The 25,234-nt window shown below is 31.2% G+C and carries 24 protein-coding genes, 2 tRNA genes and 1 riboswitch; of the genes, 25 read left to right on the top strand and 1 reads right to left on the bottom strand.

Annotated elements, in window-relative coordinates:
* Positions 1-851: 851 nt before the first annotated feature.
* Positions 852-938: transfer RNA gene (locus Ctaglu_RS04020), tRNA-Leu, on the bottom strand.
* A 234-nt stretch (positions 939-1,172) separates the two neighbouring features.
* Here Ctaglu_RS04020 and glsA point away from each other — a divergent pair.
* From glsA to Ctaglu_RS03900, 25 genes are all read left to right on the top strand, one after another.
* Positions 1,173-2,090 carry a glutaminase A gene (gene glsA / locus Ctaglu_RS04015; RefSeq protein WP_124998301.1) on the top strand — a complete coding sequence of 306 codons (918 nt, stop codon included), beginning with the start codon at positions 1,173-1,175 and terminating at the stop codon, positions 2,088-2,090.
* Positions 2,091-2,126: 36 nt separating this feature from the next.
* Positions 2,127-4,742, top strand: a complete 2,616-nt coding sequence (gene polA / locus Ctaglu_RS04010; RefSeq protein WP_124998299.1) for a DNA polymerase I — start codon at positions 2,127-2,129, stop codon at positions 4,740-4,742.
* 62 nt (positions 4,743-4,804) lie between these two features.
* Positions 4,805-5,419 carry a dephospho-CoA kinase gene (gene coaE / locus Ctaglu_RS04005; protein WP_124998297.1) on the top strand — a complete coding sequence of 205 codons (615 nt, stop codon included), beginning with the start codon at positions 4,805-4,807 and terminating at the stop codon, positions 5,417-5,419.
* On the top strand, positions 5,409-5,975 hold the full coding sequence (locus tag Ctaglu_RS04000) for a lytic transglycosylase domain-containing protein (RefSeq protein ID WP_124998295.1): 567 nt from the start codon (positions 5,409-5,411) through the stop codon (positions 5,973-5,975). The genes coaE and Ctaglu_RS04000 overlap by 11 nt, the downstream gene beginning before the upstream one ends.
* Positions 5,976-6,092: 117 nt before the next feature.
* A tRNA-Leu gene (locus Ctaglu_RS03995) sits at positions 6,093-6,174 on the top strand.
* 359 nt (positions 6,175-6,533) lie between these two features.
* Entirely contained in the window at positions 6,534-6,656 is a 123-nt protein-coding gene (locus Ctaglu_RS26135) for a hypothetical protein (RefSeq protein WP_258880941.1), read from the top strand.
* A gap of 200 nt (positions 6,657-6,856) precedes the next feature.
* Positions 6,857-7,390: a hypothetical protein gene (locus tag Ctaglu_RS03990; protein WP_124998293.1), complete on the top strand. Its 534-nt coding sequence runs from the start codon at positions 6,857-6,859 to the stop codon at positions 7,388-7,390.
* 200 nt (positions 7,391-7,590) lie between these two features.
* Positions 7,591-8,121, top strand: coding sequence for a GNAT family N-acetyltransferase (locus Ctaglu_RS03985; protein ID WP_124998291.1), 531 nt, complete (start codon positions 7,591-7,593; stop codon positions 8,119-8,121).
* A gap of 66 nt (positions 8,122-8,187) precedes the next feature.
* Positions 8,188-8,336, top strand: a riboswitch (cyclic di-AMP (ydaO/yuaA leader).
* A complete protein-coding gene (locus Ctaglu_RS03980) occupies positions 8,336-8,956 on the top strand; it encodes a C40 family peptidase (protein ID WP_124998289.1) in 621 nt (206 codons plus the stop codon). It overlaps the preceding riboswitch by 1 nt.
* Positions 8,957-9,092: 136 nt before the next feature.
* Positions 9,093-9,827: an SPOR domain-containing protein gene (locus tag Ctaglu_RS03975; protein WP_124998287.1), complete on the top strand. Its 735-nt coding sequence runs from the start codon at positions 9,093-9,095 to the stop codon at positions 9,825-9,827.
* Positions 9,828-10,075: 248 nt separating this feature from the next.
* The gene (locus tag Ctaglu_RS03970; protein WP_373861654.1) at positions 10,076-10,336 is read left to right on the top strand and encodes a DUF4321 domain-containing protein; all 261 of its coding nucleotides are present in this window, start codon (positions 10,076-10,078) and stop codon (positions 10,334-10,336) included.
* 10 nt (positions 10,337-10,346) lie between these two features.
* Positions 10,347-10,922 (top strand): Maf-like protein, encoded by a 576-nt coding sequence (locus Ctaglu_RS03965; protein WP_124998285.1) that lies wholly within the window; start codon positions 10,347-10,349, stop codon positions 10,920-10,922.
* A gap of 12 nt (positions 10,923-10,934) precedes the next feature.
* Complete coding sequence (radC, locus tag Ctaglu_RS03960) at positions 10,935-11,621, top strand: RadC family protein (protein WP_124998283.1); 687 nt, start codon at positions 10,935-10,937, stop codon at positions 11,619-11,621.
* 20 nt (positions 11,622-11,641) lie between these two features.
* Entirely contained in the window at positions 11,642-12,649 is a 1,008-nt protein-coding gene (locus Ctaglu_RS03955) for a rod shape-determining protein (RefSeq protein WP_124998281.1), read from the top strand.
* Positions 12,650-13,516, top strand: a complete 867-nt coding sequence (gene mreC, locus Ctaglu_RS03950; RefSeq protein WP_124998279.1) for a rod shape-determining protein MreC — start codon at positions 12,650-12,652, stop codon at positions 13,514-13,516.
* Positions 13,517-13,526: 10 nt separating this feature from the next.
* Positions 13,527-14,018: a rod shape-determining protein MreD gene (mreD, locus tag Ctaglu_RS03945; RefSeq protein ID WP_124998277.1), complete on the top strand. Its 492-nt coding sequence runs from the start codon at positions 13,527-13,529 to the stop codon at positions 14,016-14,018.
* Between the two features lie 16 nt (positions 14,019-14,034).
* Complete coding sequence (locus tag Ctaglu_RS03940; protein ID WP_124998275.1) at positions 14,035-16,923, top strand: penicillin-binding transpeptidase domain-containing protein; 2,889 nt, start codon at positions 14,035-14,037, stop codon at positions 16,921-16,923.
* Positions 16,924-17,144: 221 nt separating this feature from the next.
* A complete protein-coding gene (locus tag Ctaglu_RS03935) occupies positions 17,145-20,009 on the top strand; it encodes a penicillin-binding transpeptidase domain-containing protein (protein WP_124998273.1) in 2,865 nt (954 codons plus the stop codon).
* A 330-nt stretch (positions 20,010-20,339) separates the two neighbouring features.
* Positions 20,340-20,972, top strand: coding sequence for a septum site-determining protein MinC (gene minC, locus Ctaglu_RS03930; RefSeq protein ID WP_124998357.1), 633 nt, complete (start codon positions 20,340-20,342; stop codon positions 20,970-20,972).
* A gap of 14 nt (positions 20,973-20,986) precedes the next feature.
* Entirely contained in the window at positions 20,987-21,793 is an 807-nt protein-coding gene (gene minD, locus Ctaglu_RS03925; RefSeq protein WP_124998271.1) for a septum site-determining protein MinD, read from the top strand.
* A gap of 12 nt (positions 21,794-21,805) precedes the next feature.
* Positions 21,806-22,069: a cell division topological specificity factor MinE gene (gene minE / locus Ctaglu_RS03920; protein WP_124998269.1), complete on the top strand. Its 264-nt coding sequence runs from the start codon at positions 21,806-21,808 to the stop codon at positions 22,067-22,069.
* 98 nt (positions 22,070-22,167) lie between these two features.
* A complete protein-coding gene (rodA, locus tag Ctaglu_RS03915) occupies positions 22,168-23,271 on the top strand; it encodes a rod shape-determining protein RodA (RefSeq protein WP_373861658.1) in 1,104 nt (367 codons plus the stop codon).
* Between the two features lie 20 nt (positions 23,272-23,291).
* Complete coding sequence (locus tag Ctaglu_RS03910; RefSeq protein ID WP_124998265.1) at positions 23,292-23,663, top strand: methylglyoxal synthase; 372 nt, start codon at positions 23,292-23,294, stop codon at positions 23,661-23,663.
* 193 nt (positions 23,664-23,856) lie between these two features.
* Positions 23,857-24,243, top strand: a complete 387-nt coding sequence (locus Ctaglu_RS03905; protein ID WP_124998263.1) for an endopeptidase — start codon at positions 23,857-23,859, stop codon at positions 24,241-24,243.
* A 29-nt stretch (positions 24,244-24,272) separates the two neighbouring features.
* Entirely contained in the window at positions 24,273-25,133 is an 861-nt protein-coding gene (locus Ctaglu_RS03900; RefSeq protein ID WP_124998261.1) for a M50 family metallopeptidase, read from the top strand.
* The last annotated feature ends 101 nt before the right edge of the window (positions 25,134-25,234 follow it).

The raw sequence follows: 25,234 nt of genomic DNA, 5'->3' as shown, positions 1-25,234 counted from the left end.
TTACAAAATGGCGCCAAAACATATTCCTTCACGGCGCAAGCGCAGCCCGGAGGTATTTCTTTGGGTCCGGTATTGATGTAGCACGATAGATAACTCTTAAGTAAGATTATTCATATAAATAGCAGACTATAATGTCTGTTTGAATAATTCATTTTGTTCGTATTGTATGAAGTAAAATAAAGATTATTTAAATAGGTTCAGCCGAAAATGTAACGGCTAAAGCTGCATATAACAATGCACTCAAGTTTGCTTTGGCTAATTAGGGCAAGCCTTCGAAGAAGTCAAAGCACATTCCTTCACCGGTGCAGCACGCCAAGGAGTATTCCTTTGGGGTCCGGTTCACGAACGTCTAGAGTGCAAATATACATTTAAGAAATAGTTAATGTAACGTTGGGGATGTTTATATCAGCCATAATAATTTTTGCCCCTTTTTTTGCCCCTTATAGTTTAATATTAATAGGGATAGACAAGTATAGTTTAAAAAGTAAAATGAGCATTTAAGCCACTTTGAGTACTATTTAAAATTGCTTAAAACATCACATTACGAACCAGTTGGTCGCAGGTTCAGCCGTTGTCAGCAACTCTAAAGAGAGTTGTCTAACTTATTTAAAATAGCTTTAGTTTTCACTTGATTGGGAATTAAAGCACATAGAGCTATTTAGGTTATAATCTAAATAGCTTTAATACATAAAAACTATAAAACTTAAGATAATATAATCTCGCACAAAGATATTTATATGGTGTATTGATATACATTTAGTCTAGTAGTACCAATTATAGTACCAAATAAATAAAAAAGACTGCATCATTTAGCTTTAAAACTAAGTGATACAGTCTTTCTTTAAAATACATGGTGCCGGAGGCGGGAATCGAACCCGCACGGTATTGCTACCACTGGATTTTGAGTCCAGCGCGTCTGCCAGTTCCACCACTTCGGCATGTCTGACAAGAATTATTTTAACATATATTTATAATTAATGCAATAGTTATAGTGAAAATTTATATCTGCTTTCATTTTGATTAAAGTATTCATTCCATATTAAGCAATGTAACATTTAATTTTCCACAATCAATTGAAAAAACCACTCAAGGTATAGTATTATATGTAGTGTACATGTAAATACTAATATAAAAAAATACATTTTATTGTATTGTTTAGTCAGGGGGGTAACATGAAAAGAATATTGGATACTATCATTGAAAAAAATAGACACTATACTAAGGAAGGCAAAGTTGCCTCATATATACCAGAACTTTCTAAAGCAGATGGAGAGGCTCTAGGTATTTGCGTAACTACTCTTGATGGAGAAGAATTTTCCGCAGGGGATTATGAAACAAAATTTACAATACAAAGTATATCAAAGGTTGTTACACTTATGCTAGCAATAATTGATAATGGAGTAGATTATGTGTTTACTAAAATAGGAATGGAGCCTACAGAAGCTGGTTTTAATTCCATAATAAATTTAGAGAAAAATATTGACCAAAGACCCATAAACCCAATGATAAATGCTGGAGCGATTGCAGTAGTTTCATTAATTACAGGTGATACTGCAGAGGAAAAATTTAATAGGATTTTAAAGTTTACGAGGAAAATTACAGGTAATCCTGATATTAATATTAACGAAGGTGTTTATACCTCTGAAAAAGCTACAGGGGATAGAAACAGATCACTGGCTTATTTCATGAAGAGCACAGGTGTTATTGAGGGTGATGTGGAAGAGGTTTTAGATGTATACTTTAAGCAGTGTTCAATGGAGGTCAATTGTAGGGATATAGCAAGAATAGGAGCTATGCTTGCTAATTCAGGTGTGATTTTTTCTAAGAATGAAAGAGTTTTATCTAGAGAAGCTACTAGAATAATTAAAACTATAATGGTTACTTGTGGCATGTATGATGGTTCAGGTAATTTTGCAGTACATATAGGAATACCTGCAAAAAGTGGCGTAGGTGGAGGCATAATGGCAGCAGTGCCTAGGAGAATGGGTGTTGGCGTAATTGGACCCGCGCTGGATCAAAAAGGTAATAGTATTGGTGGTATAAAGGTTTTAGAAGAATTGTCTAAGGAATTAGATTTAAGTATATTCTAAAAAAAATGTAATCATAGCAGAAAGAAGGGATTTAAAATGTCTAAAGAAAGGTTATTAATTTTAGATGGTCATAGTCTTATGTATAGAGCGTTTTATGCATTACCAGCCCTAACAAATTCAGATGGGATATATACTAATGCAGTTTATGGTTTTACAAATATGCTCTTAAAAATGAAAGAGGAATTTGAGCCAGATTATATTGTTACAACCTTCGACAGAAAGGCACCTACTTTTCGTCATGAAGAATATAGTGATTATAAGGCAGGCAGAAAGAAAATGCCTGATGAGCTTATAGGACAGTTTGCTATAGTTAGGGAACTTTTAGAGAAAATGGCTATAGACATTTTTGAATTAGATGGATTTGAAGCAGATGATTTAATAGGAACACTATCTGTAATTGGAGAAAAAGAGGGACTAGAAGTCTTTATAGTAACAGGAGACAGAGATGCACTTCAGCTTGCTACAGATAATGTTAAAGTTGTAATAAATAAAAAGGGAATGTCAGAAAAAGAAATATATGATAGAAATCGAATAATAGAGGATTTTGGAGTAACCCCTACTGAATTTATAGATGTAAAGGGCTTAATGGGAGACGCCTCGGATAATATTCCAGGAGTGCCAGGAGTTGGTGAAAAAACTGCGTATAAGCTTATAAAAGAGTATAAGAGTATAGAAAATGTCCTTATGAATATTGAAAAAATCAGTGGCAAAAAGCTTGTAGAAAATTTAATGACTTATAGTGAGCAGGCTATTTTTAGTAAAAAATTAGCTACTATTATTACTAGCGTGCCTATGGAAATAGATTTAGATTCAATTAAATCAAAAGAAAACTATGATGTACGTGCTGTAAAAGATTTATTCTATAAATTGCAGTTTAAATCACTAATAGGAAAAATAGCAGATGATAAGGATTCAATTGAAGAAATATTTTCAGCTGATTTTACAGTAATAGATAAGTTACCAGCGCTTAAAAAATTAGTAGAAGAGGTTAAAGATACAATTTATATAATATTTGATATTACAGACGCCAATGTTTTTTCTAAAATTACTTTAAATAACATATACCTGAGTTATAAGGAAAAAAACTATGCTATTAAGGTTATTGACCTATTTAATGAAGATGAAGAAAAAGCTATAGGTTATTTAAAAACTATGCTTGAAAGCAAAGATATTAAAAAGGTAAGCCATTCCTTAAAAAATGCTTATACAGCTCTTAATAAAAAAGGGATTGTGCTAGAAGCAGTAAAATTTGATACAGAACTATCAGCTTATTTGATAAATTCAGCCCAAAGTGAATATAGCTTAGAAACTCTTATTGATACATTTCTTAGAATTAGCATAGTAGGTGAGGGTGATGCAAAAGAGATTAATAAAGTAGCATTACTAAAAAAACTTTATGAACTATTAGAAGTGAAGATTAAAGAGTATAAAATGGAAGAACTTCTATATACCATGGAGCAACCATTAACAGAGGCTATATCATATATGGAGGCAGAAGGGTTTACAATAGACAAAGATAAATTAACGGAACTTAATATAAAATTTGCAAAAGACATAAATGAAATGGAAAGCACTATTTTTGCATTAGCTGGAGAAGAATTTAATATTAAATCTCCAAAACAATTAGGAAAGATATTATTTGAAAAATTAGATTTACCTGTTATAAAGAAAACAAAAACAGGATATTCAACTAATGCTGAGGTTTTAGAGGCACTAGTAGATAAGCATCCTATTATAACAGAAATAACTCGCTATAGAGGGCTTACAAAGATTTTTTCTACTTATATAGAGGGACTACAAGCTGTTATTGATACAGATTGTAGGATACATTCCAACTTTACTCAAACAGTAACTACAACAGGAAGATTATCAAGTACAGAGCCTAATTTGCAAAATATTCCTATAAAACATGAAATGGGTAGAGCTATAAGACGAGTATTTATACCACACAATGATCAGTGTGTTATATTATCTGCGGATTATTCACAAATAGAGCTTAGAGTTTTGGCTCATATATCTGGGGATGAAAATTTAATTGAAGCTTTCATTAACCATAGTGATATTCATACTAAAACTGCTTCAGAGGTGTTTAATGTACCGCTTCAAGAAGTTACATCACTTATGAGAAGTAATGCTAAAGCTGTAAACTTTGGAATAGTATATGGCATTGGAGAATTTAGCTTAGCAAAGGATATAAATGTATCTAGAAAAGAAGCTAAAATTTATATAGATGCCTATTTTGCAAGATATCCAAAAGTTAAGCAGTATATGGAGGATATAGTGGTTGAAGCTGAGAAAAATAATAGTGTTACCACAATCTTTAATAGAAGAAGAGCAATCCCTGAAATAAACTCCTCAAATAAAATTGTCCAGTCCTTTGGAAAAAGGCTTGCTATGAATACACCAATACAAGGGACAGCAGCAGATATCATTAAGCTGGCTATGGTAAATGTATTCCATAAATTAAAGGAGTCAGGGTTAAAAAGTACTCTAATACTTCAAGTACACGATGAATTAATATTAAATGTATATAAAGATGAGGCACAGCAAGTTGAGAGTTTAGTTAAAGAGCAGATGGAAAATGTTATAAAACTTTCAGTTCCTCTAGAAGTAGGAATAAGTATTGGAGAAACTTGGTATGAGGCGAAGTAATTAAAAATTGAGAATTAAAGCCATAACTTTCAATTCTTAATTTAAAAAAAGGGAGGGAGAATATGCTTAAGGTAGGGATAACAGGTGGTATTGGTAGTGGAAAGAGCACAGTAACTAATATGCTAAAAGAAAAGCTCCTTCCTATTATTGATGCTGATATTGTAGCTAGAGAGGTTTTTATAATAAATCCTGAGCTAATCTCTCAAATTAAAGAAGAATTTGGGTATGAGTTTTTTGACGAGGAAGGTAAACTAAGGAGAAAAGAGTTTGGAAATTATATATTTAAAAATGATACCCTAAGAAAAAAGCTAGAGTGTATAATTATGCCTTTTATAATAAATGAAATAAATCGTAGGATAAAAGCCTATGAACAAGATAATTGTAAGATATGTTTTCTTGATGCGCCTACTTTAATAGAGAATAATTTACATACCAGTATGGATGTAATTATATTAGTTTGGGTAAGTAGCGATGTTCAGATACAAAGGATTATGCTTCGGGACGATTTAGATTTAGATGCGGCAATAGATAGAATAAGAGCTCAAATGCCAATAGATGAAAAGAGGAAGTTTGCGGATTTTATTATTGATAATGGAGGAAGCATTGAAAATACAAAGTTACAACTAGATTTGATTATTACACAATTAGAAAGGTTAGATGTGAAAGATGAAGTTTAAAAAAATTATAAAAATTTTATGCATAATTTTTTTGTGCATTATAGTAATTAATATTAAAAGTATTTTTAAAAGTTTTTATCCAATAAAATATGAAGAGCATATAGTTACGTATTCTCAAAGGTATAATGTAGATCCCTGTTTGGTTGCAGCTGTAATTAAAGCAGAAAGTGATTTTAATGGAAAGGCTATGTCTAATAGAGGTGCCTATGGGCTTATGCAGATAATGCCAGATACTGGACTTTGGATTGCTCAAAATATGCAATTAAAAGACTATAAAGTAGAAAAATTATACGATAATGAAATTAATATTGCTATGGGATGTTGGTATATTAATAATTTAAATACCGAATTTAATGGAGATATAGATTTAGTGCTGGCGGCCTATAATGGTGGGCGTGGAAATGTTCAAAAGTGGCTTAAAAATAAAGAATATTCACAGGACGGAAAAAAAATAAATAACATTCCTTTTGGAGAAACCGATAAATATGTAAAAAAAGTAAAGACAAATTATAAAATTTATTTTAAACTATATGGTGACAAATTTAAGGTATCTTAAAAAACAACTAATATATTGACAATTCATATTAAACTGATATATAATAAATCTTGTAGTTGTAAGCGGTGTAAGCCAATATGGCTATAAGATTTCCCTTTTATAATAAAAATAACATTTGCGATAGTGGCGGAATGGCAGACGCGCACGTTTAAGGGGCGTGTGGGAGACCATACGGGTTCAAGTCCCGTCTGTCGCACCAAGGTTTTATGGTTTTGGAATACTAGAAAAGAGAGGCGTACATGCCTCTCTTTTCTCAGTTATATAAATAAATTATCAAGAGTAGGGTAGACTGTTTTTATCATCTAGAAGCGGTTATAGAAGTAAAAGCTTGGAATGCAGGTAGGAATGTTCATAATCCAAGTTATGATGTGGTTAAATCGCAGATTACAGCGCGTTATGAAGTAGATCAGGTTTATAGTTCCACTTGCAAATTTTTATTTAGCAGAAGCGTATCATCAAGACTTTTCCATTAAAAATAAAGAAGATAGAGAAAAATCCAGGAGATATGAATTTTTAAAAGAAATATGGAAAAACTAACATCTGAAAGAGGTGTTGTTTATGAAAGATAAAAAGAATAATTCCAATGAAAAACAGGAGAAGTCATTTAAGAATAAAGAAAATAATCCTGTTACTATGAACGGTGACAGTAACATGAGTAAACCTGTAAGAGGATTAAAGTAGCAAGGCAAATAAAGAGGGTGTGATTACCCTCTTTATTTTTATGTCATTTTTTCATTTGGTACCGTGAACAAAGGGTATATTACGTGAAATGCATTTGTAGTAAAATACCCTTTCAAAAATTTATTATAAAAATTAGTATCAAAACGTTGCCTCTAGCATAAATTGTTAATGTATTAGTAATATGGAAAGTAGGGAGGGCAATGATGAATCTAGAGGGCAGAAACTTTGAAGATACAGACATGGATGAAGAATATGAAATGATTCCATTTGAACCTATGATGTATGGGTATGGGCAAATGAATAGCATGCCGAATATGGGTATGAACACAAGTATGGGTATGAACCCAAATATGGGTAGGCCAATGGAATACATGCAAGATGTGAATCCAAATATGGAAATGGACCCAGGTATGGGAATGAATCAATTTAATGAAGATATGTCTATGAATGGGCTTGATTCAATGTCTATGATGTATGGAGATGCATCTATGAAAGATTATGGGGATGAGAATGAAGGATTAAGGCAAATGGATAAATATGAAGATGAAGGTGAATATAATAATCAAAATAGAGTTAATCCAAAATACAATGATGTTGATGCTATTGTAAGAAAAATTGAAAGGTATAATCCTGCTATATTTAGAAGTTTGACTAGGTATGGTATGCCTTATGCAGAGGCAAGAAATATAGTTAGAAGAATTGTTAGACTTACACTTATGTATAGTGAGGAATAAAAATAGTCTTAAGTTCAACATAGAGCACAAATAAATTACAGAAATCATTTATTTTATAACCCTATAAAAAAATATAGGGTTATAAAATTTATATGGCATTTTAAATGCTTAGTAATATATACTTTTTTTATTGAAGGAAATTTAAATGTAATGTAGAATTAATTACTAACGTAGATTTTAATTATCCAAGAGGTGAGAATATGTTTAATATAGATATTATGTTTGATGATGTTAGTATCATGAGTGTAGAAAAAGAAGATATTACTAAAATTGAAGATTGGATTAATTCTAAGCAAGGATTTAATATAGATGCGAGTCAGGATTACGGGATTGTGGATTTCTACGAAAGATATTTAGAGTATTATGTAAGTGAGGGAGAATACTTTCTTAAAGTTTTAAGGGATAGTGAACTTATAGGAATTATTAAAGGGAGAATAGAATTTAAAAATCCAAATGAAGTGTGGATTATGTGCTATTTAATAGAACTTGGATTATGTGATGTTGATGTAGCTACTAAAATTATTGATGAATTCATAAAACATTTGTATAAAAATTATGGAATACGTAATTTCTATACTTTTGTTTCAGCTGATAATAAGGGTATGATGAAAATATGGAAAAATAATAACTTTGAAATAAGTAGAGTAACAAGTAATTTTTTAGAGATAAATAGCAAAGACAAGGATATTTTAATTTTAAAAAAAGAATTTAATGTCAATAAAATGAAATAATGATTATAATATTCAGTTCTTTTCAAAGGCCATTAAAGCTATTGACATTTTTATGAAAAATATTTACAATAAATCAAGCTGAATCCTATTTATATATAGGTACGGAGGAACCAAGAATTATGGGGTTAATCTAGAAAATAGTAGATATTTACTAGTAGGGAGCCTTCAATCCCGAACCCGTCAGCTAACTTCGGAAGCTTTAGGAGGGAGTGGAGTGAACACTTTAAAATCTAATTTAGTCAAAATGCCAGTTTTTCTATTATTCATAGTTTTTTTTACAAGTATGAAAACAGAAATGGTAAAAGCTGATATTGTAATTAAAGGGCCCACACAAGTGTTTCTTCGTTGTGTAACTTTTAAAACAGATAAGGTTATTAAAGTTCCAGAAAGAAGTGCGCAAAAAAAGAAAAAAGAAGTGGAAAAAAGATTATCTAGAGGTGGAATTTCAACTAAAGAATTAGTTGAAGGTAGCGAAATGGATTTAATTTCTTATGCCTATGATTTTATTGGGAAACCATACGTATGGGGAGCTTCGGGACCTAAATCTTTTGATTGTTCAGGCTTTACAAAGTATGTTTATAATGCTTTTGGAGTAGATTTACCACATTATACAGGTTCTCAAATAGGTGAGGGAAGTTCAGTACCTAGAGACAATCTAAAACAAGGAGATTTAATTTTCTTTAATACAGATGGACCAGTTTCACATGTTGGTATTTATGCAGGGGATGGAGAGTTTATACATGCCTCATCAGGAAGTAGGAAAGTTACAGTGAGTAATTTAGATAAAAGTTATTACAATGAAAGATTCGCTGGTGCAAGAAGAATACTCAATTAGATATACTATAATCCGACATTCATTGTCGGATTTTTTTATCTATATATGCCTAATATATTTTCCTTTTTTTATTCTAAAATTAGTTTTCAAATAATAATATTTTAAATAAGGATTTATTAAGTTGGGGGATGTTAGAGTGAAATATACTAGATATAATTATAAACCACCTAGGAAAAAAAATAATTTTATGCTGGTTTTTATATTAATTATAATAGCAGCTATTGCACTGGGCAGCATATTTTCCAAACTATTACCTAAGAATAATACAAATGCAACTATAGGGGATAAAACTACTAAAATAGGTTTAGAAAAAGATAAAGTAACAAATAAAAATACTAAAGATACTTCTAAAGTAGTTTCTGAAAGCATTATTAATGAGTATGTAGGAATACAATGTGGTAACTTTAGTAACAAGGCAAATGCTTTGGTTTTGAAAAATAGTTTGATGAAGGCTGGTACACCCTTTATTATTGAAGAAAATAATTCAAATAAGGTTTTACTTGGTATTTATCCCAAGGCTAGTATTGATATTATAGCTAAACAGTTACAAGCAAGTAAGATAGATTATGTTAAAATAAATTTTCAAGTGATTGGCAATGATGCCACCGGTTCGCAAATCATTGAAATGGTAAATGCAGACCTTAAAATATTAAATAAACTTTCGGAAAAAGATATTAGTGCAGTTCAAACTGTGGAATTAAAAAAGTGGCTAGGAACGCTGCAAGGGGAGGATAAAAAAAGTGCAAGTTTTAATAGCATGACAGAAATAAAAGCATATTTAACAGCGATGCCTGCGGAATTAAAAAAAGAAAAAACAGAGGAAGGTTATATATATATCTATAAATTTATAAAAAAGCTATCAAAGATATAAGTAAATATTTTTTTGTATTTTGTAAACAAATTGTAAAGAAGTCCTATGAAATAAGATGTAAAATATAAAAATACAAGTGGATTATTAAAATCTATTTGTATTTTTTTAATGCAACTTTATAGACGTTGCAACCATAACTAAACCTTCTGCAATTATAAACTTTTCTTGAATAATATTTTATACACTTGTTAATGAATTTATTAAATGTTAAAATGTATAAGATATATAAGTAAAGTGGGGGTTATAATTTGAAAAGTGCAGAAAAAAGAAGTTCATATTTTATTTTTTTTATGCTTATAGGAGCCATTTCTGGAAGTTTTATAGGTGAGTTATTAGGAAATAATATAGGTGCACTGAAATTTTTGAAGAATACATACACCATAGGCATGAATAAACCTATGCTTATAGATCTGAAAGTATTAGCCATAACTTTCGGTATAAATTTTAATATTAATATTATGTCTATTATAGGCATAGTTTTGGCAATAATATTATATAGAAAATATTAGGAGTGATGTAGTGGATATTATTTTAGCTTCTGCTTCGGTGCGAAGAGCGGAACTTTTAAAAAAAATAACTAGTAATTTTAAGATAAAGGTAAGTGATTTTAAAGAAAGTGACATACCGTTTTCTGGAAATTGTGGGGACTACGTTATGAACTTAGCAAGAGGAAAGGCCATGGATATTTGTAGTAGTGTGAAAAAACCAGCTGCTATAATAGGCTGTGATACTATTGTTTATTTTAATGGCAAGGTTCTTGGAAAACCTAAAGATAGTGTGGAAGCTTTTCAAATGCTTAGTGATTTAAGTGACAATACGCATGAGGTATATACAGGAATTGCTGTAATAAACACTGAAACCCAAAAGATTTCAACGGAATATGTTTGCACGCAGGTGAAATTTTCAAAACTCTCCGATGTTGAAATAACTAAGTATATTGAGACAGGAGATCCTTTTGATAAAGCAGGAGCTTATGGTATACAAGGAGCAGCGTCTTTATTTGTTGAAGAGTTAAAGGGTTGCTACTATAGTGTGGTGGGGCTACCGGTGAATAAATTATATTTTATGTTAAGGGAGATGGGGGTCAATCTATAAAGGAGTTGTTTTATGGGTATGACCTTCAAAATCATGGATTTGCCTCAAAATGAAAGACCAAGGGAAAAGTTATTAAGGTATGGTGCTGAAACGCTTTCAAATAATGAACTATTAGCTATAATACTTAGAATAGGATCCAAAAATGAAAATATTATAAGTCTTTGTGGTAGAATTATTTCTGAGTGTGGCGGACTAAATGGACTTTTAAATTCAAATGCAGAAGAATTTATGAATTTAAAGGGTATTGGGAAGGCTAAAGCAACACAACTTTTGGCTCTTACAGAAATTTCAAAAAGATTTAGAAGTTTTAAATCTGGAGAAGAGTATAAAATTACCACGCCAAAGGATGTTGCTCAGTATCTTATGGAGGAAATGAGATACTTAAAAAAAGAATATCTTAAATTAATTATGTTAAATACAAAAAATGTAATTATAAGCATAAAAGATATCTCAATTGGTAATTTAAATACTTCAATAGTTCATCCAAGAGAAGTTTTTTATGAAGCTATTAGAAAGTGTAGTGCTTCCGTGGTTATTTGTCACAATCATCCTTCGGGAGATCCAACTCCCAGCACGGAAGACATAAACATTACTACAAGACTTAAAGAATGTGGTAAATTACTAGGGATAGAATTGCTTGATCATATAATTATTGGTAATGGAACTTATACAAGTTTAAAAGAAAAAGGAATGCTTTAGATACGAAAGGAGAAATTATAATGGGAATATTTGGAACGTCTCGTGATATGGGAATAGATGTAGGAACAGCAAATACATTAATTTATATGAAGGGGAAGGGAATTGTACTAAGGGAACCTTCTGTTGTAGCTATAAATATAAATACTAATAAGGTACTAGCAGTTGGTGAAGAAGCAAAGCAGATGATAGGTAGAACTCCAGGTAACATTGTTGCCATTCGTCCTATGCAAGATGGAGTAATTGCAGATTTTGATATTACTGAAAAAATGCTTAAGCACTTTATTAACAAAGTCAGTTCAAAGGGATTTACAAGCCCGAGAATTGTAGTTGGATTTCCATCTGGTGTAACTGAAGTTGAAAAGAGAGCATTAGAGGATGCAACTAAAAGAGCAGGGGCAAGAGAGGCATATTTAATGGAAGAGCCGATGGCAGCTGCGATTGGAGCTGGACTTCCTGTAAATGAACCCACTGGAAGTATGATTGTGGACATTGGAGGCGGAACTACAGAGATTGCAATAATTTCACTGGGTGGAATTGTAACAAGTAAGTCTCTAAGAATGGCAGGGGATAAGTTAGATCAATCCATAATAGCCTTTATTAAAAAACAGTACAGTCTTATGATAGGTGAGAGAACTGCAGAAAACATTAAAATTGAGCTTGGATCAGCATTTGTACTCGAGGATGATGATATGAGTATGCCTATAGTAGGAAGAGATTTAATATCAGGGCTTCCAAAAGTTATAGAGATAACACAAAAAGAAGTAAGAGAAGCACTTAGTGAACCAGTTCAAGAAATAATTGAGGCCATAATAACAACTCTTGAGAAAACTCCACCAGAGCTTGCATCCGATATAATGGAAAAAGGAATTATGTTAACTGGTGGTGGAGCACTACTCAAAGGAATTGATACACTTATAAACCGCGAAACACATATGCCTGTGCACATTGCTGAAAACCCACTTGATTGTGTTGCTATAGGAGCAGGAAAAGCTCTTGTTAATATAGACGTTATGAGTAAAAGAAGATAGATGAAATTCGCAAAAAATAAACTGGCAGTAGTTATTATAATACTGTCAGTTACATTTTTATCTTTAATAGGGTATAGTGCAAACAGAGAAAAAATGTCTTTCGTGGAGAACGGTGTGGGGGTAACTATAAACTCAGTGCAGGGTTTATTTTATAATGGGTTTCATAAGGTAATAAATTCTTTTAAATTTATAACAAATATCACAAATGTTAAAAAAGAAAATGAAGAGTTGAAAAAAGCTAATACTGAGTTCAAAATGAAAGCATTACAATATGATACTTCGATAAAAGAAAATAAAAGATTAAAAAGTATGCTTAAATTTTCAGAGCAAAGTGATAAGTACAATTATATTGGTGCTACTATAACTGGATTAAGTGGAAGTAGTTTTTCAGATGGCTTTTATATAAACAAGGGATCAAGTGAAGGTATAAAAAAATTAATGATAGCTGTGACTGGAGAGGGGCTCGTAGGTCAGGTTACCTCCGTAAGTTCCAATTGGTCTATAGTGCAATGTTTATCTAATGAAAATATTGCAGTGGCGGGTCGTGTTGAAAGAACAGGCGATAATAATGGTATGGTAAAAGGCTATAAAGATGAGAATAATAAATTGCTTGCAGAAATACAAGATCTTTCTTTAGATTCGGCTATAAAAAAAGGTGATGTAATAACCACATCTGGTCTTGGTGAAAGATATCCAGCTGGAATTAGAATAGGAAATGTGCTAAGTGTACATGCTGATAAAGGCAAAGTAATGAAAAGTGCTATAATAAATCCATATGTTGACTTTACAAAGATTGAAGAAGTTTTAATAGTGGTACCAAAAGACGCTATAAAAGATGGAGAAATGAAATATAAATATAAATATTAGGGGTTGTATTATGAAAAGAATATTAACAGTGGTATCTTTATGTATTCTATTTTTAATATTAGATAATACTTTGATGCCTTTACTTAAGATACGTGGTGCATGTCCAAGTTTAATATTTACTTTTGCGCTATGTTATTCTATAGTTAGTTCTCCAAAAGATGCAGTGATAATTGGAGTTTTTACTGGAGCTCTTCAAGATTTGTATCTTTTAAACTGTTTTGGAATTAGTATGCTAACAAATATGCTTATGTGTCTTGTAGCTGCTCAAATAGGAAAAAGTATATTTATTGAAAAGGCACTTTTGCCAATAATATCATCTTTCATTTTAAGTGTAGTAAAAGGTTTAATAGTAGTTTCTATGATGTTCTTGATAAAGCAATATACCCATATAAATACAATATTTTATGACGGGATATACAATTTAATAGTTTCTATTTTTATGTATAAATTCGCATATAAACTTTCTCAAAAACAATACATGAAGAAAGAATGGAGATTTTAACGAGGTTGGTGAAATAGTGAGTAAGAAAAATAAAAACAAGAATGAATTTTCTAGATTTAACGTTTTAGTTGTAATTATGATCTTGATTTTTTCTGCTATTATTTGGAGACTAGTAAATATACAGGTAATCAATGGCGAGTTATATAGGGAAACTGCAAATCAACAAAATCACAAGATGATATCAACAGTGGCCCCAAGAGGTGATATAATTGATAGAAACGGTAAAAAGCTGGCTGAAAGTAAACAAAGCTATATATTAACATTTACTAAAACCCAGGAGAGTGAAGCCAGTTTCTTTCCCACTATGGACAATGTATTTAAAACTCTTGATGCAAATAAGACAATTCAGATAGATGACTTTTTGCTTAAGATAAAGACTAGTGAAGATAAAAAAAGTACGGAGTATAGTTTCGATTTTGGTAAGACCCTAGATAAAACAACACAAAATTGGATCGAGCTTAGATTTAAAAAAGATAGAGGCTTTGAGGAGATAGTAATTAAAAAGCTTTATAAGGATAAAAAGATAGATGATTTAACAGATGAGCAAAAGAAAAAAGTTGACGAAGATATTTTAAAGATTACTCCAAAAGAAGTCTATAATGAATTAATAAAACAATACGGAATGATCGAAATTAAAGATTCTAAAAGCAAAGAACTGTTGAGGCGCTATATGTTGGTTAAGGATACTTTGAAGATGCAAAGTTTTTCTGGATATAAACCTATAACTATTGCTAATAATTTATCTAAAGACGTTGCTGGTATTTTTGAACAAATGCAGCCTGAAATTCCAGGCATAAGTGTTACAACTCAGCCAATTCGAGTTTATCCGGGCAAGGATCTAGGGTCAGCTTTCCTAGGGTATATTTCTAAGATAAATCCTTGGGACACCGATAAATATGAAGAACAAGGCTATGATATAAGTTCAGATTATATAGGTACGTCAGGAATTGAAGCAGCCTTTGAAGATGTTTTAAGGGGAACTAAGGGTCAAGAAAGTATTGCAGTTAATAAACAAGGCCGTAAAGTTAGTACACTAGGTCAGATTGAAACTTATCCTGGTCAAACAATACAACTTAACATAGATAAAAATATGCAATACGCTGCAGAGAAATCTTTAGATGCTGTGATGCTCGGTTTACAAAAGGCAGGGAAAAACACGGGGCAAAGTGTAGATACAACAAATGCAAACAGAGGTGCAGTGGTAGTGCTTGATGTTAATACAGGTAAGGTATTAGCGCTGGCAAGTAGACCTGGCTATGATCCTAGCATTTTTGCAGAATCTGGGAATTCCACTAGTGAAATTAATAATTTATTAAATCCCAATATAGCTGGAATGGGACTAAAGTATATTCAAGATCGAGGGCTTGCTAACATTACAGGTGTGCTAAGCGATAAAGACATGGCGGAAAAATCTAAAGCTGAAAGAGAAAATATATTGCTTAATTATATGTTTCCTTTAGACAAAAGTGTAGCGGGTAATACTACAATAAGGAAGGATAATAATGATATTTTCCCAAAATCAACATTCAATTACGCGACTAAATCTCTAATACCACCGGGTTCTACTTTTAAGCCACTTACGGCTATTGCGGGACTAGAAGAAGGAGTTATACATGCAACTGATACAGTGGATGATGGTGGGCCATACAATAAGAGGTATCCATCTGTTACTGCTGCCTGTTGGTTATATAATGAGCAAGGTTATGGTCATGGACTAGTAGATTTAAGAAAGGCAATGAGAGTATCTTGTAATTATTATTTTTATGATGTAGCTGATAAACTTTTTGCAAAGGCTGGCGAAAATAAAGCAGGACTGGATCTACTAGCAAAATATGCATGGAAATTCGGTCTTGGTATAGACCCTAAAAGTGGTGCAAAACCTGCTACAGGAATAGAGATACCAGAAAATTTTGGTCAGGTATATAATTATCAATCTAGTAAAGAAATATTAGCTAATATTCATATAAGTAATCTTGTAGGTTTTCTGCAAAAGGGAATAAATTCTACAGGAAGTAAATATAAACCGCTTGATACTGTTTCACAAAAGGAAAGTGGCACTAAGGATCAAATACAAGAAATTAAAAAAGTAAATGAAAAAAAACTTAAGTTTCAAGCTTTTCTTAAGACTGAAATGAAAAAAGATAATAAAAGCCCCTATAATTCAATTAAACAAAGTTCACAGATTGCTATAAAGGAAGTTATTGAAGCTTCTAAGACATTAAAAAACAATAATTACACAGATAGCGATATAAGAACTATGTCAGAAACTATATATTCGGAAATAAGTAATGCTAATACTGAAATTAATTCTGCAGCTAATGCATATTATGCAGCTATAGGGCAAGGGTTTAATGCGTTTACACCATTACAGTTAGCAAATTTTGTGTCTACTATGGTGAATGGTGGAAATAGATATGAAACGCATTTGGTAGATAAATTTTTAGATCCGGATGGAAATATAATTAAAGAAATTAAGCCTGTAGTTTTAGAAAAAACTAACGTAGATTCTAAAACAATTGATTTAATTAAAGAAGGAATGCTCGAAGTTACTAGTGATATTAATGGAACAGCATATTCTGTATTTAAAGATTTCCCTATACAAAGTGGGGGGAAAACAGGTTCTGCTACTTTTAACGATCTTACTCAAACTGCCTTAGGAAGGACTTCCTATGGATACTATATAGGCTTTGCACCCTATGACAAACCTAAAATAGCTGTTTGTGCAGTGGTTTTTGATGGAGGTCATGGTGGATGGGTTGCACCAGTTGCAAAAGCAGTTTACGAGCAATATTTTAAAGCAGAATTATTAAAATCAGATCCTAAATATAAATTTATGGTTAATCCAGATGAAAACACTAGTAATATAGATTTAAATACTGATGTAACTGGCAATGGTCACGATTAGTTTAATCATGAAAAAATGACTATTTTAAATAAACTCTAACAAATTTATTTGTTAGAGTTTATTTTTGTTTGGGCACATCAAAGCAATTTAGAATTTATTCTCAAATAATAAAAATATTCATAAAAATATACTTATATTGAATTTTAGCAGGAATTTGACTGTAATGCATAGAATAAGTAGTTTAAGTTGAATTATGGAAAAAAGTTTAAAAGGTTGGTGAAATGGTGAGTAAGAAAAATAAAAAGGACAATGAGTTTTCTAGGTTTAATATTGTAACTTCCATTATGCTTGGAATTTTTTTTGTTATTATTTTGAGGTTGGTTAATATACAGATAGTTAATTGTGAGTTATATAAACAAACTGCAAATAAGCAAAATCACAAGGTGATATCTACAGTAGCTCCGAGAGGTGATATTATTGATAGAAAGGGTAAAAAATTGGCTAAAAGTAAGCAAAGTTATATATTAACATTTACTAATACAAAAGAAAGTGAAGAAAGTTTCTTTAGCACTATGGACAATGTGTTTAAAATTCTTGATGCTAACAAGGGAATTCAGATAGATGATTTTTTACTTAAGGTAAAGACTAGTGCAGATAAAAAAAAGACAATATATAGTTTTGATTTTAATAAGACTGTGGATAAAAAAACACAAAACTGGATAGAGCTTAGATTTAAAAAGGATAGAGGCTTTGACGATGAAGTTATTGAAAAGCTGTATAAGGATATAAAGAAAACTGATTTAAAGTCTGAGCAGGTAAAGAAAGTTGATGCAGCTCTTTTAAAGATTACTCCAGAGCAAGTATTTAATAAACTAATTAAAAATTATGGAATGGACGAAATTGTGGATTCTAAAAATAAAGAATTACTCCGTCGCTACATGCTAGTTAAGGACACTTTATACATGCAGAGTTATTCTGGATATAAGCCTGTAAATATCGCTAATAATTTAACAAAAGATGCTGCAGGTATTTTTCAGCAAATGCAACCTGAAATTCCAGGTGTTAGTGTTGCAACTGAGCCTATTCGAGTGTATCCTAATAAGGATTTAGGGTCAGCTTTCCTCGGCTATATCTCTAAGATAAATCCTTGGGACAAAGATAAGTATGAGGAACAAGGCTATGATATAAGTACGGATTATATAGGTGCTTCAGGAATTGAGGCAGCCTTTGAAGATGATTTAAGGGGAACTAAGGGTCAAGAAAGTATTGAAGCTAATAAACAAGGACGAAAAATTAAGACATTAGGTGAGATCGAAACCTATCCTGGTAAGACAGTACAACTTAATATAGATAAAAATATGCAATACGCTGCAGAGAGGGTTTTAGATGCTGTATTGCTAGATTTACAAAAAAAAGGAACAGTCAAAGATGTAGACATGACAAATGCAAATAGAGGTGCAGTGATTGTAAGTGATGTTAATACGGGTAAGATATTAGTATTAGCAAGTAGACCTGGGTATGATCCTAATTTATTTGCAGCATCTAGTGGGTTAACTACTGAAAAGTATGATGAATATTTAGGCCCAGTTACGGAAAAAATGGGACTCGCTTATATTCAAAAGCGAGGGCTTGTAAATATTAAAGGTATACTAACTGATGATGATATGGCAAAATCCAAAGAAGAAAGAGAAAAAATACTACTTAATTATATTTTTCCTTTAGATAAAAGTATAGAAGGTAACACTACGATTAGAAAGGATAATAATGATATTTTCCCAAAAGCAACTTTCAATTTAGCGACTAAATCTCTAATACCACCTGGGTCCACATTTAAACCAATGACAGCCATTGTAGGGCTAGAAGAAGGCGCTATAACCAAGACAAGTCAGGTGAACGATAGTGGACCATACAATACACGTTATCCCACCCTTACTGCTGCATGTTGGAAGTATAATGACCAAGGTTATGGTCATGGAATCGTAGATATTCAAACGGCAATGAGAGAATCTTGTAATTATTATTTTTATGATGTAGCTGATAAGCTTTATCATAATGCAGGAGAAAATAAAAAAGGTCTAAACTTAATAGCAAAATATGCATGGAAATTTGGTCTTGGTATAGATCCTAATAGTAATAAAAAACCCTCTACAGGTATAGAGATACCAGAAAGCTTTGGCCAGGTATATAATTATGAATCTAGTAAAGAAACATTAGCGAGTATTCATAGAAGTAGTTTGGTTTCGAAATTACAAAAGGGAAAAAAATCACTTGACCTTGAATCACAAAAGGAAAGTGGCACCAGCAAAGAAATAGACGAAATTAAAAAATCAAATGGAGGCAAAGTTAAGTTTCTTGCTCTCATTAAGACAGAAATGAAAAAAGATAAAATAAATTCCTATGAGGTAATTATAAAAACTATGGAAATCGCCTTAAAGGAGCTAACTGGAGCTTCTCAAACGTTAAAAAACAATAATTATACAGATACAAATATAAGGGCTATGGCTGAAATTATATACTCGGAAATTAATTCTGCTAATACTGAAATTAATTCTGCGGCTAATGCATATTATGCCGCCATAGGGCAAGGATTTAATGTTTTTACACCGCTACAGTTAACCAATTATGTAGCTACTATGGTGAATGGCGGAAATAGATATGAATTGCATTTGGTGGACAAATTTTTAGATCCAGATGGAAAAGTAATTAAAGAAACTAAGCCCCTAGTTTTAGAAAAAACTAATATAAGTGCTAATACAATTAATATAATTAAAGAAGGTATGTGGGAAGTTACTAGTGTTTATGGAGGTACAGCATATAGCACATTTAAAGATTTTCCTATTCCAAATGGAGGAAAAACAGGTTCAGCTACATTTAAAGAGGATATTCAATCTGCACTAGGAAGGACTTCTTTTGGATACTATATAGGATTTGCTCCCTTTGAAAAACCCGAAATAGCTGTTTGTGTTGTGGGTTTTGATGGAGGTCATGGTAATTATGTTGCACCTGTTGCAAAAGCAGTTTATGAGCAATATTTTAAAGCTGAAATACTTAAAAAAAATCCTAAATATGAATTTATGGTTGATCCAGATAAGGAAACTAGTAATATAAATTTAGATACTAGTATAACTGGAAATGGTCATGATTAGTTAAATTACAAAGAGCTAGGAATTTTAAATAAACTCTGACATATTTATATGGCAGGGTTTATTTAATTGTTAGAACATAAAAATCATAGGAAAATTCACTTTAAACAGTAAAAGTAATTAAAAAAATAAAAAAAATATATTTATATTGAAATTAAGCAGGAATTCAACCATAATATGTTGAAATATTAGCTTAAGCTCAATTATGGATAGAACAATTAATAACTGATTTAGACACATGAAAATAAACAAGGCTAGAATAGACTCGCATACCGATTTTGTATTTATTTGAATCTTCCATAAACCGCAGGGCAGAGCTAGGAGGTTAAAATGATGGTCACAGATAAAATAGTAATTAAGGGAAATAAAGAGGGATTAAATGTAGTTATAAATATGAATCATTTCAGTGATTTTGACGATATGTTAGAGTCTTTAGTTAAGAAGCTCTCACAAGGGAAGAAATTTTACAAAGGAAGTACTTTGAAAATCACTACTGAACTTAAATACATAAATGAAAAAGAAAGCATAAAATTAAAAGAAATATTATTCGATGAATTTTTAATTAGTGATTGTATTTTTCAGGATCAAGATGAATCCACGGTTAGGCTGTTTACAGGTATATACGAGGGAAAAACTAAATTTTTGAGAAAAACCATAAGAAGTGGACAAAGTATAAATTATCCTGGTAATATAGTTATAGTTGGGGATGTAAACCCAGGAGCTGAAATATATGCAGCAGGAAATATAATTGTTCTTGGTAATTTAAGAGGAGTGGTACATGCAGGCACAACTGGTAATGAAAAAGCTATAATTGCAGCATTGAAGCTAGAGCCTCAAATACTTCAGATTGGAAGTATTGTCACAAGATCCCCTGAAGACAACCTTAGGCCTCAATATCCTGAGGTGGCAAAAATTAAAAACGGAAATATTATTGTGGAACCGTATTTAGAGAATAAATATATTTAATGGAGGTAATGAACATGGGAGAAGCTATAGTTATAACATCGGGTAAGGGTGGGGTAGGTAAAACAACTACCACAGCGAATATTGGAACAGCTCTTGCATCTATGGACAAAAAAGTAGTAGTTATTGATGGAGACACTGGACTTCGCAACCTTGATGTGCTAATGGGACTTGAAAATAGGGTAGTATTTACATTAGTAGATGTTATTGAAAAAAGATGCAGACTAAAGCAAGCACTAATAAAAGACAAAAGATTTAGTAATTTGTATTTAATGCCAACAGCTCAAACTAGAGACAAAAATGATGTTAATATAAAAGATATGCTACTAGTAGTAAATGAATTAAAAGAAGAGTTTGATTACGTTATAATAGACTGCCCAGCAGGTATAGAACAAGGCTTTGAAAATGCTATAGTGGGAGCTGATAGAGCTATTATAGTGGTTAATCCAGAACTTACTTCAATTAGAGATGCAGATAGGGTAATTGGAAAATTAGATTCTAAGGGTTTAGATAGACATGAGGTTATAATAAATAGAATAAACTATGAGATGACAAAAAGTGGAGATATGCTTTCTGTAGATGATATTATAGAGTGCCTGGCAATTAAATTAATAGGAATTGTCCCAGATGATAGGAAGGTTACCATTTCAACTAACAAAGGGGAGCCAATTGTTTTAGACGACAATTCTTTGGCTGGTATAGCTTTTAAAAACATTGCTAAAAGAATAATGGGAGAGGAAGTACCATATGCTACATTAGATGGATCATCACGTAGTGAGATGGGATTCTTTGCTTCTCTAAAAAAAATATTTAAGGGAATATAGGGGTGAACTTTAATGAATTTATTTAAAATGTTTTCTAATAAGGATCTCTCAAAAGATATTGCCAGTGATAGATTAAAACTAATTTTGATACATGATAGAGCAGATTTCTCACCTGATTTTTTAGAAATGATTAAGTGTGACATATTAAAGGTAATATCAAAATATGCTGAAATAGAAACCGGAGAAATTGAAGTTAGATTAACAACAACGGAAGAATATGAAGGAAGCTCGCCAGCACTAGTAGCAAATATTCCTATAAAAAAAATAAAAAGATAATGTATTAAAGACTATGTATAATTAACAACTTATGCATAGCTTTTTTTTTGCAATATGATATAATCATATTTGAGATGGAGGTAGGTCAAAGCATGAAAATTTTACAGAACCTAAAGCTTAATAAAAAACTTTTACGAGAATTGGATTATAGTGTAATTATATATGCAATTTGTATAGTCATTTTTGGTTGCTTGAATATTTATAGTGCCACTAGAGGATCATATTATCCTAAATTGCAAGTTGCGTGGATGATATTAGGCCTTATAACAGTGTATCTTATTTTAATATTTGATTATATTTTAATTAAAAATTACGCTATTATAATATATTGGGCAGGGATTTTGTTGCTAATAATTGGTGATTTTGTTTTTAAAACTATTACTAATGGCGCAAATTCTTGGATAAAAATTGGTAGCATAGCGATACAACCATCAGAATTTGCTAAAATTGGTATGATAATAATACTAGCTAAGAAGTTAGATGACATGGAAGGTAAAATTAATGATCCTAAAAATTTATTTATATTAATATTTTATGCGGCAGTGCCAATGTTATTAATTATTATTCAGCCGGATATGGGAATGACTATGGTTAGTTTTTTTATAGTACTAGGGATATTTTATTGTATAGGACTGGATCAAAAAATTATAATCGGGGGGATAACCTCAATTATATTGCTAATTGTAGGGGTTTGGAATTCACCAATTATGAAAACTTATTGGAAAGGAAGATTAACATCTTTTCTAAGTCCTGAGCAATCTGAACTAACTTATGGGCTTCAGCTTATTCAATCAAAACTTGCTTTAGGTTCAGGGGGGGTTCTAGGTCGGGGCTTCGGAAAAGGAATTCAATTTAATTCTGTTCCAGAAAACCATACAGATTTTATTTTTGCGGTACTGGGAGAAGAATGGGGACTTGTTGGTGGGTTACTATTAATACTTTTATATGGACTTCTTATATATAAATTAATAAAAATAGCAAAAAATTCTAAAGATGTTTTTGGAACTGTAATATGCGTAGGATTTATTTCTAATTTATTATTTTCAATAATGCAAAATATAGGTATGACCATGGGTCTTATGCCTATCACAGGAATAACCTTGCCATTTATGAGTTATGGTGGAAGCTCGCTTTTAACAGCATTTATGTCGCTAGGACTTGTGCTCAATGTAGGTATGAGGAAAAAGAAAATAAACTTTTAATAAAATTAGGGGGAGAGAATATGAGAATAGCACTAATAGCACATGATAAAAAAAAGGAAGATATTATTGACTTTGCAAATCGTTATAAGGATACACTAATGCAACATGAATTATATGGAACGGGAACAACAGGAAAATTAATAACTGAAAAAGTGGGACTGACCGTTAGTAGATTTTTGTCAGGACCTCTCGGAGGCGACCAGCAAATAGGTGCAAAGCTAGCACAAGGGGAAATGGATATGATAATTTTTTTAAGAGATCCACTTACAGTACAACCCCACGAGCCTGATATTTCAGCACTTCTTAGATTGTGTGATGTCCATTGTGTTCCACTTGCCACAAATTTAGGGACAGCGGAAGTTTTGATGAGAAGTTTAAGAAATCGTGAATAAAGCAACGTAAAATAACAAGCACTGCATATTCTGCAGTAAACACTGCATATTCTGCAGTAAGCACTGCATATTTTGCAGTGCTTTTTATTTTTAAATCATAAATATATACTTTTTCTTTTTACTTATAATATGTAATATAAATGGATAATTTTAAATATATATAAATAGTAAAATAATGAATTAGGAGGATAAAATGGGCAATTATAATACGCAGTATCAAAGCTATTATAATAATTTGGCTAAAAGACAAAGGGGCACAAATAATTTTGCCAGTGAAAGTAACAAGCAAGGTGGAATATGGAATTTCTATATAAAGAGATTAACAAGGGAACTTATTGGCGTACTCACATTGTTTATAATTGTATTACTTTGCAAAGTAGTAGTCACGACTAAAACTCAATATGTTTATAATTATTCAAAGGAAATAATAAATAAAAAATATGATTATAGTATATTAATAGATAAGGCCAAGGGTTTTAAAATAAAAGATATAGAAATTATTACAGTAAATTTTATGGAGAAGATTAAGAGCACAATTTCAAATGAAAATGAGTTAAATAATAAAAACATTGGGCTTTGATTATTTTAGTAATTACTATGGGGGATTAATTGATAAGAATAAGTAAATTCTTTTTGCCGTACATTATATTGCTATTGATACTAGGGTTTAAAGGAGAAATTATAATAGCCTTTTTTCTAGTGTTCATCCATGAGTTAATGCATTATTTAACTGCCAGAATTTTGGGGTTTTCGGGTTTTGATATAGAAATACTTCCTATAGGGGCCGTACTTAAGGTTAAGGATTTAGACGAGGCAAATGCTAAAGAGGATATAATTATTTCACTATCAGGCCCTTTATTAAACCTAATACTGGCAGCTGTTTTTTATATTTTATTTATATTTTTTAATAGACCCTATTTGCATTTAATATATAGTAGTAATTTAGCTATAGGTATTTTTAATCTTATCCCAGCCTTTCCACTGGACGGGGGAAGGGTACTTCGGGATATACTTAGTATTAAAACTATATATAGAAAAGCTAATGAAATTTCTGTTAGGGTTAGCATGATCCTTGGAAGTATTTTCATGTTCATATATTTTGTAAGTGTTGCAGCAAATAAGAGTAATTTCAATTTAGGACTAATTTCTATATTTATTTTAATATCTTCAATTAAAGAGAAGGAAAGGATAGTATATTTGATTATGGGCTATATTATTAAGAAAAAATACAGATTTATAAAGAGAGGATATATAGAGAATAGAAGTATGTCTATTTTTTATAAAAAGGATTTATTATCGGCTCTAGGAATGGTTGATAAGAATAAGTACAATTTATTTACGGTACTCGATGAAAATATGGCTGTGCTAGAAATTTTATATGAAGAAGAAATAATTCAGGCAATAAAGGCTTATGGAAATATAAGCTTACTTTCATACATTGATATTAAGAAAGGGAAAAACACACTATGAAATGTAATCTTAAAAAATAACTAGTAAATATATCGGTTTATTAAAGACTGATATATTCACTAGTTATTTTATTTGAGATGAATAAAACTAATTTTCGTTTT

Source organism: Clostridium tagluense (assembly GCF_003865095.1).
GTDB classification, from domain to species: Bacteria; Bacillota; Clostridia; order Clostridiales; family Clostridiaceae; genus Clostridium_AD; species Clostridium_AD tagluense.
The sequence above is the reverse complement of the archived record's forward strand: the minus strand, read 5'-3'. Positions and strand labels throughout refer to the sequence as shown.